We start from the raw sequence: 15,738 nt of genomic DNA, 5'->3' as shown, positions 1-15,738 counted from the left end.
TCACGCGGTTGACGGGATAGCGCGCGAGCGGAGCGGCGCGATCGCTGGCGATCAGGAAGCTGGCACCGCGCTGGTCGCGCGGCGCCGGTTCGGCTCGGGTGTGATCAGTTGGCCGGAGCCGACGACAGACACGTCTTCATGAACGCCTTGCGGTCGTCGCCCTTCTTGTCGGCTGCCTGCTTGTTGCAGACCTTCATCTTGTCCTGCTGGCTCATCGGAGCAGCGGCGGCCGGTTTCGCGGACAGGCAGGTCTTCATGAACGCCTTGCGCTCATCGCCCTTCTTGTCGCCGGCCTGCTTGTTACAGTCGGCCATTTTGGTCTGCTGGCTATTCTCCGCGAACGCCGGCGACACGAGCACCGCACCCAGCAGCAGCGCGGCAAAAGCGGATTGCACTTTCATGGGACACTCCATCGGTGGTGAAAACGTTTTTCTTCGTTCATGCCCGCGGGCGGGAGCCCCTCGGCGCATCCATTGTGGCAAATGCCGTCTGCGAGAACGAACGGCGACGCGTTCCGGTTGACAGCGCACGGCCGCTCGTTTTCCCTGACGGGACGGGCAGGGATGGACCGTACGCTATGCGATGCCTATGCAGAACCTATCCGGTCAATTTCAAAATCCGGTTTGCGATTGATTGGCTTGATTTGATAAAAAGATCAACGGACCTCTGTATTGCCGCAAATGAAACTGAATACAGCAATGGTCCCGTTCACCGGCACTGCCGACATTCCCGACACTCGTTAACCTCGCAAGGAGCCTCGCATGCATTATCTGCTGATGTACGACCTGGTACCCGACTATCTGGAGCGGCGCGGCCAGTATCGCGACGCGCATCTGAAACTCGCGTGGGCCGCTGCCGAGCGCGGTGAACTGCTGCTGGCCGGCGCATTGGCCGAGCCCACCGACGGCGCGGTGCTGCTTTTCAATGGCGCCTCGCCCGCAGCCGCCGAAGCGTTTGCGAAAGCGGACCCGTACGTGCTGGCGGGGCTCGTGTCGCGTTGGCGGGTGCGCGAGTGGACCACCGTCGTCGGTGAGCACGCGTCCAAACCCGTGCGCGGATAAAGGGCTGACAGCTAAGGGCTGACAGCTGCGTTGACCGGCCATCGACGCATACTGTGACGCGGCTTGACGGGCGCTATTCCGAGAATCGCCAGATGATGTGCCCGCAACGGGAGTCGATTGCCGCGGGCAGTCAATAACGGCATTTTTCCCGCAAACTTAAGTCCGTATCAGCCCTTGGATATGCTTTTCCGGCTTTATTTTTCAAAGCCTCAACACGACGGTTGTTTGCACGATTTCGTCACGTCTTCGTCACGAATCCGCGACGATAATCCCCGCGCCCGAACGCACAACATCACACGGGCGGCCCGCGCAAAGCGGGAGATCTTGCTTGTCCAGAACTCGGGGAACTTCAGATGACCATCCGTCACCGCATTGCGCTTCTCGTCATTCTGATGCTCGTCGCGCTATCCGCCATTGGTGGATACGCTGTGCTTCAGACCCGCAACAGCGCCGTCAACGTGAGGCAGGTTACGCAGGGCGTCGTGCCCAGCGCGCTCGCGTCGGCGGACCTGGTGTCGCAGGTGAAGGACGTCCAGCTCGCGATGATGACGCTCGTCTACGCGCCCGACGCGAACATGGTGTCGCAGGCTCAGGCTCAGCTCAGGAGCACGGAAGCGTCACTGAGCGCGGCGCTCGACCTTCAGGCGAAAGCTGCCCAAGGCCAGGCCCAGACCGGCCTCGTCGCCCAGGCGAGAGAAAGCCTCGCCAACTATTTCGGCGCGGTCAACGACACCGCGAAGATGAAAGCCGACGGCAAGAACGAACTGGCGCAGGCCTATCTGTTCGCGAACGTCGCCGAGTACCGCGATGAACTCGAAGGCATCGTCGAGACGCTGCGCATCGAAAAAAACCGTCAGAAAGACGAAGCGATCGACGCGCTGAACAGGTCGCTATCCACCACCACGACCGCGATCGCTGGGGCGACCGGCGCGGCCATCATCGTGCTGCTGCTGGTGAGCGCGCTGCTGTATCGCCAGATCACCGGGCCGCTGAGCCGTATGCAGCTGATGATGAGCGAGATCGCGTCGAGCCAGGACTTCACGCGCCGAGTGCCGGTCGGCCGCATGGACGAGATCGGTCATTCGATCGTCGCGTTCAACGGGATGATCGCGAAGATCCAGCAAAGCTCGCTGCAATTGAAGCAGAAGAGCGCCGACATCCAGGCGATGTTGCAGAACATGCAGCAGGGCATTCTGACGGTGGTGGAGGGCGCGCTCGTGCATCCGGAGTACTCCGCGTATCTGGAGGCGATCTTCGAGACCAGCGAGATCGCGGGCCGGCCGCTGCTTGATCTGGTGTTTGGCGGCGCCGATATCAGCAGCGATGCGCTCGCGCAGATCGAAGCCGCGCTCGACGCCTGTCTCGGCGAAGACAGCATGAACTTCGAGTTCAACCAGCATCTGCTGATCAACGAAATCGCGAAGCCGATGCCCGATGGCCGCGTGAAGACGCTGGACCTGAGCTGGTCGGCGATCACCGACGAAAACGACGTCGTGCGGCGCCTGATGCTGTGCGTGCGCGACGTGACGGAGTTGCGCGCGCTCTCCGCGGAGGCCGGCGAGCAGAAACGCCGCCTCGAAATGATCGGCGAGATCCTCGCGGTGAGCGAGGAGAAGTTCCATCACTTCGTCGCCAGCGCGACGGACTTTATCAGCGAGAACGAGCGGATCATCCGTCAGCATCACGAGCCGAGCCATGAGGCAGTGGCCGAACTGTTCCGCAACATGCATACCGTCAAGGGCAATGCGCGCACCTACAGCCTGCAGCATCTGACCGGCATCGTGCACGAGACCGAGCAGCGCTACGACGCGCTGCGCCGCGCGGACAGCAGCGAAACGTGGGACCAGCAACTGCTGATCGAAGACTTGCAGCGCGTGAAGGCGGCGCTCGAAACCTACGCGACGATCAACGAAGTCAGCCTCGGCCGCAAGCGTTCGAGCCAGCGCGGCGGTGCGGAGCGCTATCTGATGATCGATCGCGAGCTGATCGAAAAGCAGCTGCACATCCTCGAAAGCGCGGACCCGGCCGATCGCGAAGCGCTCGCGTCGATGCGCGAATCCTTGCAGCGCGAGTTGCGCGTGCTCGGCACCGAATCGGTCTACGAAGCGCTCGCGGGCGTGATCGAATCGCTGCCGTCTCTGGCTGGCGAACTCGGCAAGCCGGCGCCGTCGGTGCGGATCGACGACAACGGCTACCGCGTGCGCAATCAGGCCAGCAGCACGCTTCGCAATGTGTTCACGCACCTGCTGCGCAATTCGCTCGACCATGGCATCGAGCCTGACGCCGAGCGGATCGCGAACGGCAAGCCGGCGGCCGGCGTGATCGATCTGGAAGTGGGCGTCGACAATCACGCGCTGCAGATCACCGTCAGCGACGATGGCCGCGGGCTCGCGCTCGCGAAGATTCGCGCGGCCGCGATCGAACGCGGCTGGATCGACGCGCACGCGCCCATCAGCGACGAGGCGATCGCGGAGTTGATCTTCCGTGCCGGCTTCTCGACCGCTCAGACCGTCAGTGCGATATCAGGGCGCGGCGTCGGCATGGATGCCGTGCGCGAGCTCGTGCGGCGCGAGCATGGCCGCATCGAATTGCGCTTTACCGACGAGCGGCGCGGCGCCGACTATCGGCGCTTCCAGACCGTCGTGTCGTTCCCCGAAGCGTGGGCGGTGGACAGTCTCGCCGCGGCCGACGATGCGGACGATGCCGACGATACGCAAGCGCAAGCCCCGACGCGGGAACAACCGCGCGATGCGGATGCGGTAGCAGATTGAGCAAAACGATGGAGTGGATTGTGTTGCAAAGTTATCTTCTGGCCGCGTGCATGGGCGGCATCGTGACCGCGCTTGCCACCGCGTGGTTCTATCGCAGGAAACTCGGTGCCGTCGCCCACGCCGGGCAGCTGGACGCGCTCGCGCGGCAGGCGCTCGAAAAACAGCTGGACGCGGCGCGAGAACGACTCGAGCAGACCGGCAGCGAATACGCGGCACTGGAGTCGACTCTCGCCGGGCTGCGCGCGCAGGCCGGGCAGTACGCGCAGGAGCGCGACGCATTGCATGCATCGCTCGACGACGCCAGCGCGCGCCACGGCGAATGGCTGCAGCATGCGACGCAAATAGCCGCAGAAGCAGCGCGTCTGAAATCGCTGTCGATCACGTTCGAGCGCTGGCACGAGCAGATGATCTCGCTGATGTCGCAGAACCGCGACATGCACAAGAAGAACCAGGAACTGTCGTCGATCGTCCAGCATGTGCTGATCGTGTCGCTGAATGCGTCGATCGAAGCGGCGCGCGCCGGCAGTGCGGGGCGCGGCTTCTCGATCGTCGCGAGCGAGGTGCGCTCGCTGGCGTCGCGCTCGCAGGATCTGTCGAAGAGCTATCGCGAGAGTCTGCATCGCAACGATCTGACGACTGCCGCGACGTTCCAGGACATCCAGGCGGGCGGCAAGATGATCACGGCGACGCTCGGCGGCGTCGAAGTGCTGGCGACGCGGTTTCAATCCCGACTCGAGCAGGCCGCCGCGTGATTACCGATCAGACCAGACACAGCATCGCGGAAATATTCTGCCAGGCGGCTCGCACGCGCCTGCCCGCGAAGCCGGGCGATTCATGCGAGATCACCGCCGCGCCGATGTGGGATGCCGGTCATCCGGCCGCGCGTCATGCGATGGTGCTGACGATCTCGTCGATCGCATTCCGGTTGCTGTTCGTGCTGCACTTCGACAACGACGACGCGACGCGCGGGTACTACGGGGGCGGCGACACGACCCGCTCGCTGCCGGACACGCTGATGGAATTCGCCAATCTGTGTTGCGGCTATATGAACCAGCAACTGGTGAATTACTTTCCCGATCTCGGCATGTCGACGCCGTATGAATTGAACAGCGCCTGCGTCGATTACCTGGACGAGCTACGCCCCGCCCACGTGTGGGCGTACGAGCTGCTGATCGGCGGGACCGCGCGGCTCGGCGTGACCTTATGTCTGTGCGCGCAGGCACCGCTCGATTTCAGGGCCGAACTCGCAACGGCCGACGAGAGCGAAGGCGAACTCGAACTCTTTTGATTCAACGCGTCGATGACGCAAGGAGCCTGGCATGGCAAAGATTCTGGTGGTGGACGATTCGAGCACGGTGCGCGACGAGGTCGCGGGTTTTCTGGCGAAAAACGGTCTCGACGTCGCGACGGCGACTGACGGCAAGGATGGACTGACGAAGCTGAAGACGGATTCGAATATCAAACTGATCGTCAGCGACGTGAACATGCCGAACATGGACGGCCTGACGATGGTCGAGAAGATTCGCGGTGAGCTCGCGAACAGGACCGTCAACGTGATCATGCTGACGACCGAAAGCAGCCCGGCGATGAAAGAGCGCGGCAAGGCGGCGGGCGTGAAGGGCTGGATCGTCAAGCCGTTCAAAGGCGATGCGGTGCTCGAAACGTTCAGGAAACTGGCGGGTTGATCGCTGGCAGCGGAGGCTCGGCGAGCGGCCGGCCGGCGCGGGCCATGCAAATGAAAACGCGTATCTTCGCGGGCGACGCGCTTCGCAGCGCGGTCACGGCGCTGGTGGTCGCGGTGATTCTGGGCGCGATTGCGGCCAGCACCTATTTGTCGCTCAAACAGACGGCCGACCAGAACGACGCGTTGCGCACGTTACAGGCAGCGGGTCAGTTCAAGCACGACCTCGACGAATTGCAGCAGATCATGCTGGACCAGCATGGCGATCTTTACACGGTCATCAGTACCCGGGCGTTCTACGATCGCCCGAAGCTGAAGTTTCCGCTCGCCGAACTGCTGGACCTGATCGCCGATGCGCGCGCGCGGTGCGGCACCGACCGGCAATGCGACGTGCGGCTGTCGGATCTCGACGCGATGATCCGGCAACTGGCGGCACGCAGCGATGCGCTCGCGGCAAGGCAATACAACCACCGGGAGGTGGTCGCGCTCAACGATACGGAACTCGGCGAAATCGACGCGTGGTTCTATGCGGTGCTCACGCACGTCGTGGAATTGCGCGTCGCGGCCGATCAGCATCTCGGGGTCGCGGTGACCGCGTCGTCGGTCGAAGCCGCGAAAGTCGCGCGCTGGCTGATGATCTCCGCGGTGACCGCGGCCGCGCTGGTGATCATGCTGATCAGCTGGAACGGCCGCATCGCGCGCCATCTGCGCCACGCGTTGCGATCGGCGTCCGAATCGCGGCGCATGCTGCGCACCGTACTCGACCAGATTCCTCATGGCATTGCATGGAAAGACAGCCAGTTGCGCTATCTCGGCGGCAACGGTGTGTATGCGCGCGATGCCGGTCTGAGTTCGGGCGACGCGCTGGTGGGACGCGAGGACCGGCAACTCCGCTGGAAAGACGATCAGGCGGCCTGCGCCGCCGCCGACCAGCAGGTGCTGAGCAGCGAGCGCTCGATGGTCACGTCGGAACGCCGCGTGACCACCGCGAGCGGACGCGAAATGTGGGTGCGCGAAAGCCGCCTGCCGTTGCGCGACGAGATCAATGCGGTGGTCGGCGTATTGATCGTCTATGAAAACATCACGTCGCAGCACGACGCGCAGATTGCGCTGCGGGTGCAAAGCCGCGCGATCGACGCGAGCAGCAACGGGCTGCTGATCGTCGAGCATCAATCCGGGCGCCATGTCATCACGCACGCGAATCCCGCTTTCGAACGGATCACCGGCCATTCGCTCGACGACATCGTCAATGCGCAGTGGCACAAGCTCTATGCGCTGATCGGCCAGCCTGAGGCGTGGAGCGAAGTGGACCACGCAATCGTGACCGACGGCGAAGCGAACGTCACGTTGCCGCTGACCCGCAAGGACGGCCGGCGCTCGTTCGTCAACGTGGTCGTTTCACCGGTGCGCGATCAGGGGGGCGTCACGTATCACGTCGGCGTGTTGAGCGATGTCACCGCGATCGTCGACTATCAGGATCAGCTCGAACGCCAGGCGCGGCTCGATGCGCTGACCGATCTGCCGAATCGCAATCTGCTCGCACAGCGGCTGGGTGCCGCGATTGCCGCCGCCGCGCTGGAGCAGAGCAATCTGGCGGTGGTTTTCGTCGATCTCGACCGCTTCAAGGAAGTGAATGATTCGCTCGGCCACCGCGCCGGCGACGCGCTGCTCGTCGCGGTCGCGCAGCGGCTGCAGCGCACGGTGCGCGGGACCGATCTGGTGTCGCGCTATGGCGGCGACGAATTCGTGATTCTCGTCGAGCGCTGCCCGGCCGCGCATCTGCTGATGCTGCTCGACCGGCTGGTACGCGTGATGGCCGAACCGTTCAACGTCGATGGCGCGGAACTGTATGTCGCGGCGAGTGTGGGCGTGAGTTCCTATCCGGACGACGGCACCGATGCGGACACGCTGATCAGCAACGCCGATGCGGCGATGTACGTGGCCAAGACGCGCGGCGGTTCGAACTATCAGTTCTACCGGCCGGAACTGAATCAGACCGTCGCGCGGCGCCTGCATCTGTCCACGCGGCTGCGTCACGCGGTGCGCAGTAGCGCGCTGAGCCTCGAGTATCAGCCGCAGATCGACATGCGGCACGGCGGCATCGTCGGTGTCGAAGCGCTGTTGCGCTGGCATGACGAGGAGTTGGGCGACGTGTCGCCGGCGACCTTCGTGCCGGTCGCCGAGGAAACCGGCCTGATCCACGAAATCGGCGAATGGGTGCTGCGCACGGCCTGCCGTCAGGCGCTCGAATGGCGCAACAGCGGCCTTGCGGAGTTGACGCTGTCGGTGAACGTGTCGCCGGTTCAACTCGAACATTCCGATCTGGCGGCCACCGTCAACGAGGTTTTGCAGGAAACCGGCTGGCCCGCGCATCTGCTGGAACTGGAGGTCACCGAAGGGGCGCTGATGCGCAATGTCGACGACGCCGCGCGTTCGCTCGGCCAGTTACGCCGCCGTGGCGTGCGTATCGCGCTCGACGATTTCGGCACCGGCTATTCGAGCCTGAGCCATCTCAGGAATTTCACGATCGACCGGCTCAAGATCGATCGCGCGTTCGTGCGGGAGATCGGCCGCGATGCGCAATATGAGGCGCTGACGCTGGCGGTCATCAACGTCGCGAATGCGATGGGCTTCGATCTGATCGCGGAAGGCGTGGAACTAGAGTCGCAGAAGCAGTTCCTGCTCGATCACGGCTGCCACGCCGCGCAAGGTTTTCTCTATAGTCCGGCCGTGCGCGCGAGCCGGTTGACCGACAGCTGGTTCCGGGCCGACGCGAGCGTCTGATGAAGCCGCGGGCGGACGCGGCGCGTGGTTAAAAAAACGGGCGCCGCATCAGGCGGCGCCCGTAGTCGTGTCAGCCGGCCTGATGTGATGTGTACGAGGCCCAGCGAGCACGGAGCAGGGTGGCATCAACCGTGTTGCTTCACCTCGAGCCGGAACCTGTGCAGCAGCGGCTCGGTGTACCCGTTCGGCTGCTCGCGTCCTTCGAACACGAGTGCCTGCGCGGCCTTGAACGCGATCGTGTCGAAGCCGGGCGCCATCGGCTGATAAAGCGGATCGCCGGCGTTTTGCGCGTCGACCACCTTCGCCATGCGCTTGAACGTCTGTTCGACCCGCTCACGGTCGACCACGCCGTGACGCAGCCAGTTCGCGATGTGCTGGCTCGAAATGCGCAGCGTCGCGCGGTCTTCCATCAGGCCGACATTGTGAATGTCCGGCACCTTCGAGCAGCCGACGCCCTGATCGATCCAGCGCACCACGTAGCCGAGGATGCCCTGCACGTTGTTGTCGAGTTCCGCGCGGATTTCATCGTCGCTCCACTGCGCCTTTTCGACCACCGGAATCGTCAGCAGGCCGTCGAGCAGTTCGTCGCGCACGGTTTCATAGCGGGTGCGCTCCATCTCCTGCTGGACCGCCTGCACGTCGACCTGGTGATAGTGCAGCGCATGCAGCGTCGCGGCGGTCGGCGACGGCACCCATGCGGTGTTCGCGCCAGCCTTCGGATGTCCGATCTTCTGTTCGAGCATCGCGTGCATCAGGTCCGGCATGGCCCACATCCCCTTGCCGATCTGCGAGCGGCCACGCAGACCCGCGCTCAAACCCGCCAGCACGTTGCTGCGCTCGTACGACGTGATCCACTGGCTCGACTTCATGTCGCCCTTGCGCATCATCGGGCCGGCTTCCATCGCCGAATGCATCTCGTCGCCGGTGCGATCGAGAAAGCCCGTATTGATGAACGCGACGCGCGCCGACGCCTCGGCGATACACGCCAGCAGGTTCACGCTGGTGCGGCGCTCCTCGTCCATGATGCCCATCTTGATCGTGTTGCGCGGCAGTTTCAGCAGGTCTTCGACGCGCGCGAACAGGTCGCTCGCGAACGCGACTTCGAGCGGACCATGCATCTTCGGCTTCACGATATAGATCGAGCCGGTGCGCGAATTGAGCCTGTTCTGCCGGTCTCGCAGCGCGCACAGCGTGGTCATCACCGCATCGAGAATGCCTTCCGGAATCTCGTGGCCGTCTTTCGTCAGCACCGCCGGGTTGGTCATCAGATGGCCGACATTGCGAATGAAGAGCAGCGAGCGGCCATGCAGCTTGACCTGCGACTTGCCGTCCGCGCTGGTGTATTCGCGATCCGGGTTGAGCCGGCGCGTGAAGGTCTTGCCGTTTTTCGTAACCTCTTCGGTCAGATCGCCGTTCATCAAGCCGAGCCAGTTGCGATAGAGCTGCACCTTGTCATCGGCGTCGACGGCCGCGACCGAGTCCTCGCAATCGATGATCGTGGTGAGCGCCGCTTCGACGACCACATCCTTCACCTGCGCGGCATCGGTTTTGCCGGTCGGGTCGTTCGCGTCGATGTGGATTTCGATGTGCAGGCCGTGATGCTTGAGCAGCACCGCGGACGGCGCGCTCGCGTCGCCCTGATAGCCGATGAACTGCGCAGGCGTTTGCAGCGCGCTGGTGCCGTTCTTCAACGCGACGACGAGCTGGCCGCCGTCGACGCTATAGCGGGTCGCGTCGGCATGCGAGCCGTTCGCGAGCGGCGCGGCCTGATCGAGGAACCGGCGTGCGTAGGCGATCACCGCGGCGCCGCGTACCGGGTTGTAGGCTTTCTGCCGCTCGGCGCCATCGGTGTCGGGGATCGCGTCGGTGCCGTACAGCGCGTCGTACAGGCTGCCCCAGCGCGCGTTCGCCGCGTTCAGCGCATAGCGCTGGTTCGACAGCGGCACGACCAGTTGCGGGCCGGCCTGTTCGGCGATTTCCGTGTCCACGTGGTCGGTCGTGGCCTGGACGCTGGCGGGCGCGGGCACGATATAGCCGATGCCTTCGAGAAATGCGCGGTACGCGTGCAGATCGCGCACCGGGCCGGGATTCGCGCGATGCCAGTTATCGAGTTCGCTTTGCAGGCGGTCGCGCTCGGCTAGCAGCGCGCGGTTCCTGGGCGCCAACTCGTGAACGAGGGCGTCGAAACCCGACCAGAAAGTGGCGCTGTCGATTCCGGTGCCGGGCAGGGCTTCGGTTTCAACGAACTGGTCGAGATTGGCGGCGACTTGCAGTCCGCCGCGCGGGTTCATCTGAGTCATCGACTGCTCCATCTGTGATGCGACCGATGAGGGGGCATCGGTCCGCGTTGTGCCATGGGGTTGTCTTCCTGCCGCCGGCTAACCGGCGCGCGCGTCAGCCGGCCAGTGCCTGAATGCCGGCCTTCGCGATCTGCGCGTCCTGGTCGGACTTGACGCCGGACACGCCGACCGCGCCGATCACCTGGCCATCGACGATCACCGGCACGCCGCCTTCGAGGGTGCCGAGCAGCGGCGCGCTCAGAAAGGCGGTGCGGCCGTTATTGATCATGTCTTCATAGACCTTGGTTTCGCGGCGCCCGAGCGCCGCGGTGCGCGCCTTCTCGGTGGCGATATAAGAGCTCGACGGCGCGCTGCCGTCGAGGCGCAGCAGCGCGAGCGGATGGCCGCCGTCGTCGGCGACCACGATCGCGACGGCCCACTTGTTCTTCTCGGCTTCCGCGCGGGCGGCCTCGAGGATGCGGGTCGTTTCAGCCACGGTCAATACGGGTTTGCTTAGCATGGTGGAGGTCCTGTCTCGGTGAGGGTAGGGAAGTTTCTACTGGATTTTTTCAGTGACCGGTGATGCGGCGCCTGGCATCGGCGCGAGATCAGAGGATTCTACTTCCCGGCGCGGCGGCGCGAAACGGCGGCTTCCCTGGGCCGCGCCGCGCAGGTGGCGAGCGGCCTGCGTACACCGATGGACTCGGCGTGGCGACCGCCCGGCCGGCAAGCGCGATCAAGGCGGCCAACGTGTCAACCCGGGCCGGCGCGCCACCAGAGCGCGCAAAAGCGCCACCGCAAGCGCGATGCCACGCGGGCGAGCCGCGCGCGACCGACACTCGCGTCGCTGTCGCTGGAAGCCTAAGCGCACAGCGCTTTACAATCGCCTCTCCACCGCCCAAAGCGCGCCGCCCACGCGCCCCGACCATGCCGACCATCAGCGAACTATTCGTCTATCCGATCAAGTCCTGCGCGGGCATCGCGCTGAGCGAGGCACGCCTGCTGGCGACCGGACTCGAATACGACCGTAACTGGATGATCACCGACCCCGACGGCACGATGCTCACGCAGCGCGCCTATCCGCGCATGGCGCTGATCCGCGTCGAGATCGGCGAGCAGGACCTGATCGTGCGCGCGCCGGAGATGCCGGAACTGCGCACCCCGCTCGATGCCGCGCGCCTCCACGCCGCCCCCAATGTGGATACCAAGGTTTGGCGCGACGCGGCCCACGGCCTCGACACCGGCGACCAAGCCGCCGCATGGTTCACCGAATTCCTCGGCGTGCCGGCGCGGCTGCTGCGCTTCAATCCCGCGCGCGAGCGCATCGTCGACCCCGGCTACACCGCGAGCACCGGCGGCGCCACGACTTTTTTCGCGGATGGCTTTCCGCTGCTGGTGGTCGGCCAGGCATCGCTGGACGACCTCAACGCGCGGCTGAACGGCAAGGGCGCGCCGTCGATCCCGATCGACCGCTTCCGTCCGAACATCGTGCTGAGCGGCCTCGATGCGTACGAGGAAGACTATCTGGAGACGCTGAGCGCCGATGTCGCGGCCAACGGCGGCGCCAGCGACGATCCCCCTATCGAGCTGCGGCTTGTCAAGCTGTGCACGCGCTGCCCGATGCCGACCATCGATCAGGCACGCGGCGCGCCCGACCCGGCGTGGCCCAACGAGCCCACCGATACGATGCTGGGCTATCGCGCGAATCCGCACTTCCACGGCGCGGTCACGTTCGGCAACAACGCGCTCGTCGCGCGCGGCGCGGGCGCGTGCTTGAGGGTGGGGCAGCAAGTCGAAGCGCAGTTGGGGTTTGCTGATTGACTTGCGCAAGCGGCCGGCCTCGCCGCACTGACTGTCGCGATGCGGGCCGGCGGCGTCGATCGATGCAAGCGTGCGGGCTCGCCGCACACCGCCCCCGCACAGCGAGCCGCGCGCAAGCGCCGGCGCCGGTGCCGGCTCCCCGGTCGCGTGGCGCGGACGCACAATCGGCGCTCCGCTAGCGCCGAAGACTCACCGACCCCGCACGTATAGGTGCGCAGCTCTCGCACGCACGTAGTGCTGCGTCGCACCATCGCTGTGCTTTGCCGCATCGAAACGCGTCGCGCGCGTGCGCCGCTTCGAATTCGCCAGTGCCCCGGAAACCCCGCGCCGCCGCGCTTGCCGACGTCTTCGTCGTCATTGGCACAGCCTTTGCATCAAGTGTCGCCAACGGGCCAACGGCGGTCCGCCGCGCCTGCCGCATCACCGCACGCGCTACTGCATCACCGAACAGGACAACGGCGTCCCCCGGATTCAGCCATCGGCTGGATTCGCGGGACGCCGTTTTTGTTTTCGCAACCGCTTTCGCACCAGGCCAAAGGACAGCGCGCTCATGAAAATCATCGTTATCGGTCACGGGATGGTCGGCCACAAGCTGGTCGAATGCCTCGCGCAGGATGCCGGGCACGGACTCGAGATCACGGTGCTGGGCGAAGAATCGCGGCCGGCTTACGATCGCGTGCATCTGTCGGAGTTCTTCGCGGGCAAGAGCGCCGACGACCTTTCGCTGGTGGAGCCGGGTTTCTTCGTGCGCCATAACGTGCTGCTCAAGCTGAACGCGAAGGCCGTCGCGGTCGATCGCGACGCGCGCACCGTGACCGTCTCGACCGGCGAAACGTTACCGTACGACCGCCTCGTGTTCGCGACCGGTTCATATCCGTTCGTGCCGCCGGTGCCGGGCCGCGAGCGCAATGGCTGCTTCGTCTACCGGACCCTCGACGATCTCGAAGCGATGCGCGCGTACGGCGCGCGCGCGAGAACCGGGACGGTGGTCGGCGGCGGTCTGCTCGGTCTCGAATGCGCGAAAGCGCTGCGCGATTTGGGGCTGCAAACGCATGTCGTCGAATTTGCGCCGCGCCTGATGGCGGTGCAGGTGGACGACGGCGGCGCACGCGTGCTGCGCGAGCGGATCGAAGCGCTCGGCGTGAGCGTCCATACCGGCAAGAACACCACGGCGATCGTCGACGGCGAAGCGGGCACGCACCGCATGCAGTTCGCCGACGGCAGCCATCTCGACACCGACATGATCGTGTTCTCGGCGGGCATCCGTCCGCGCGACGATCTCGCGCGCGCGTGCGGGCTCGAACTCGGCGCGCGTGGCGGCATCGTGATCGACGATACGTGTCGCACCAGCGACGCGCATATCTACGCGATCGGCGAATGCGCGCTATGGGCAGGCCAATTGTTCGGACTGGTCGCGCCGGGCTACGACATGGCGCGCGTGGTCGCGAAGCAGCTGAGCGGAGACAGCGCCGTCTTCGCGGGCGCCGACATGAGCACCAAGCTCAAGCTGATGGGCGTCGACGTCGCGAGTATCGGCGACGCGCACGGCGCCACGCCCGGCAGCCGCACCTATCGGTTCAGCGACGAACGCAAACAGATCTACAAGAAGCTGGTCGTGTCCGACTGTGGCAAGTATCTGCTCGGCGGTGTGATGGTCGGCGACGCGAGCGAATACGGCACGCTGCTGCAGATGATGCTCAACCGCATCGAGTTACCGGAAGCACCCGAATTCCTGATCCTGCCGCAAGCGGACGGCCGCGCGAAACCAGCGCTCGGCGTCGATGCGCTGCCGGCCGCCGCGCAGATCTGTTCGTGCAACAACGTGTCGAAGGGCGCACTCTGCGCGGCCGTGTGCGCGGGCGCGACCGATATCGGCGCATTGAAGAGCGCGACCGGCGCGGGCACCTCGTGCGGCGGCTGCGTGCCGCTCGTCACGCAGGTGATGAAGGCCGAGATGAAAAAGCAGGGCCTCGCGGTCAACAACCACGTCTGCGAACACTTCCCGTATTCGCGCCAGCAGCTTTATCACCTGGTGCGCGTCGAGGGCCTGCGCAGTTTCGGCGCGCTGCTCGCGAAGCACGGCCGCGGACTCGGCTGCGATATCTGCAAGCCGGTGATCGCGAGCATCCTGGCGTCTTGCTGGAACGAATTCGTGCTGAAAAAGGAGCACGCATCACTGCAGGACACCAACGACTACTACCTCGCGAATATCCAGCGCGACGGCACCTATTCGGTGGTGCCGCGCATGGCCGGCGGCGAGGTCACGCCCGACGGCTTGATCGCGGTCGCGCAGGTGGCGAAGAAATACGGCCTCTACACGAAGATCACCGGCGGTCAGCGGATCGATCTGTTCGGCGCGCGTGTCGAGCAATTGCCGTCGATCTGGGAGGAACTGATCGACGCCGGGTTCGAATCGGGCCACGCGTACGGCAAATCGCTGCGCACGGTGAAGTCGTGCGTCGGCTCGACGTGGTGCCGGTATGGCGTGGGCGACTCCGTCGGCCTCGCGGTCGAGCTCGAGCATCGCTACAAGGGACTGCGCACGCCGCACAAGATCAAGTTCGGCGTATCGGGCTGCACGCGCGAATGCGCGGAAGCGCAGGGCAAGGACGTCGGCGTGATCGCGACCGAGAAGGGCTGGAACCTGTACGTGTGCGGCAACGGCGGGATGAAACCGCGGCACGCGGAGCTGCTCGCGTCCGACCTCGATCACGCGACGCTGGTGCGTTACATCGACCGCTTCCTGATGTTCTACGTGCGCACCGCCGATCGGCTGCAGCGCACCAGCGTGTGGCGCGACAACCTCGAAGGCGGGCTCGACTATCTGATCGACGTGATCGTCAACGATCGCCTGGGCGTCGCCGCGGAACTCGAAGCGGACATGCGGCACGTGATCGATACCTACGAATGCGAATGGAAGAAGGCCGTCACCGACCCGGAGACGCGCAAGCGCTTCCGTCATTTCGTCAACAGCGGCGAGGCCGACGGCAACGTCGCGTTCGTCGAGCAACGCGGCCAGATCCGGCCAGCGACGCCCGCCGAACGGCAGACGGCGCTGGTTGCGATTCCGGTCGTCGTCGAGACGGTTTGACCTCACACCTGAAGCCGCATTGTCACCACGTTATCTGGAACCCACTCGTCAAGGACGCCAGCGATGAAAAACGACCACTTGCCGCACGCATGGACCGCGATCTGCCCGCTCGACGACATCGTGCCGAATACCGGTGTATGCGCATTGGTGAACGGTGAACAGGTAGCGGTGTTTCATGTGGACGGCGGCGCCGACGCGAACTGCGCGCCCGCTGTCTACGCGATCGAAAACTTCGATCCGGCTTCGCACG

The 15,738-nt window shown here is 65.0% G+C and carries 12 protein-coding genes; 9 read left to right on the top strand and 3 right to left on the bottom strand.

The genetic code is table 11. The features are described 5' to 3' along the window. Nucleotides 1-104: 104 nt before the first annotated feature. Complete coding sequence (locus tag VGH68_RS17795) at nt 105-401, bottom strand: PsiF family protein (RefSeq protein WP_331604976.1); 297 nt, start codon at nt 399-401, stop codon at nt 105-107. 360 nt (nt 402-761) lie between these two features. On the opposite strand from VGH68_RS17795, the gene VGH68_RS17790 reads away from it, so the two are divergent. The 6 genes from VGH68_RS17790 (at nt 762) to VGH68_RS17765 (ending at nt 8,297) form a co-directional block, all read left to right on the top strand. Then, a complete protein-coding gene (locus VGH68_RS17790; protein WP_331604975.1) occupies nt 762-1,061 on the top strand; it encodes a YciI-like protein in 300 nt (99 codons plus the stop codon). 353 nt (nt 1,062-1,414) lie between these two features. Further along, a complete protein-coding gene (locus VGH68_RS17785; RefSeq protein WP_331604974.1) occupies nt 1,415-3,832 on the top strand; it encodes an ATP-binding protein in 2,418 nt (805 codons plus the stop codon). A gap of 8 nt (nt 3,833-3,840) precedes the next feature. Further along, on the top strand, nt 3,841-4,584 hold the full coding sequence (locus VGH68_RS17780) for a methyl-accepting chemotaxis protein (protein ID WP_331604973.1): 744 nt from the start codon (nt 3,841-3,843) through the stop codon (nt 4,582-4,584). Beyond that, nucleotides 4,581-5,120, top strand: a complete 540-nt coding sequence (locus VGH68_RS17775) for a hypothetical protein (protein WP_331604972.1) — start codon at nt 4,581-4,583, stop codon at nt 5,118-5,120. Before VGH68_RS17780 ends, VGH68_RS17775 begins: the two co-directional genes overlap by 4 nt. Before the next feature lie 31 nt (nt 5,121-5,151). Continuing rightward, nucleotides 5,152-5,517 carry a response regulator gene (locus VGH68_RS17770; protein ID WP_331604971.1) on the top strand — a complete coding sequence of 122 codons (366 nt, stop codon included), beginning with the start codon at nt 5,152-5,154 and terminating at the stop codon, nt 5,515-5,517. 44 nt (nt 5,518-5,561) lie between these two features. After that, complete coding sequence (locus tag VGH68_RS17765; RefSeq protein ID WP_331604970.1) at nt 5,562-8,297, top strand: putative bifunctional diguanylate cyclase/phosphodiesterase; 2,736 nt, start codon at nt 5,562-5,564, stop codon at nt 8,295-8,297. Between the two features lie 125 nt (nt 8,298-8,422). Here the strand turns inward: VGH68_RS17765 and VGH68_RS17760 are convergent, their stop codons facing one another. Both VGH68_RS17760 and VGH68_RS17755 read right to left on the bottom strand, forming a co-directional pair. Further along, entirely contained in the window at nt 8,423-10,597 is a 2,175-nt protein-coding gene (locus tag VGH68_RS17760) for a malate synthase G (RefSeq protein WP_331604969.1), read from the bottom strand. A 94-nt stretch (nt 10,598-10,691) separates the two neighbouring features. Continuing rightward, nucleotides 10,692-11,096 carry a GlcG/HbpS family heme-binding protein gene (locus VGH68_RS17755; protein WP_331604968.1) on the bottom strand — a complete coding sequence of 135 codons (405 nt, stop codon included), beginning with the start codon at nt 11,094-11,096 and terminating at the stop codon, nt 10,692-10,694. 407 nt (nt 11,097-11,503) lie between these two features. Here VGH68_RS17755 and VGH68_RS17750 point away from each other — a divergent pair, with 407 nt between their 5' ends. From VGH68_RS17750 to VGH68_RS17740, 3 genes are all read left to right on the top strand, one after another. After that, complete coding sequence (locus VGH68_RS17750; RefSeq protein WP_331604967.1) at nt 11,504-12,397, top strand: MOSC domain-containing protein; 894 nt, start codon at nt 11,504-11,506, stop codon at nt 12,395-12,397. Nucleotides 12,398-12,947: 550 nt separating this feature from the next. Further along, on the top strand, nt 12,948-15,488 hold the full coding sequence (gene nirB, locus VGH68_RS17745) for a nitrite reductase large subunit NirB (protein WP_331604966.1): 2,541 nt from the start codon (nt 12,948-12,950) through the stop codon (nt 15,486-15,488). Between the two features lie 63 nt (nt 15,489-15,551). Next, the coding region (locus VGH68_RS17740) for a nitrite reductase (NAD(P)H) small subunit (protein WP_331604965.1) at nt 15,552-15,738 on the top strand (187 nt) is incomplete at its 3' end.

This window comes from Paraburkholderia sp. (genome assembly GCF_036488505.1).
Classification (GTDB): domain Bacteria; phylum Pseudomonadota; class Gammaproteobacteria; order Burkholderiales; family Burkholderiaceae; genus Paraburkholderia.
The sequence above is the reverse complement of the archived record's forward strand: the minus strand, read 5'-3'. Positions and strand labels throughout refer to the sequence as shown.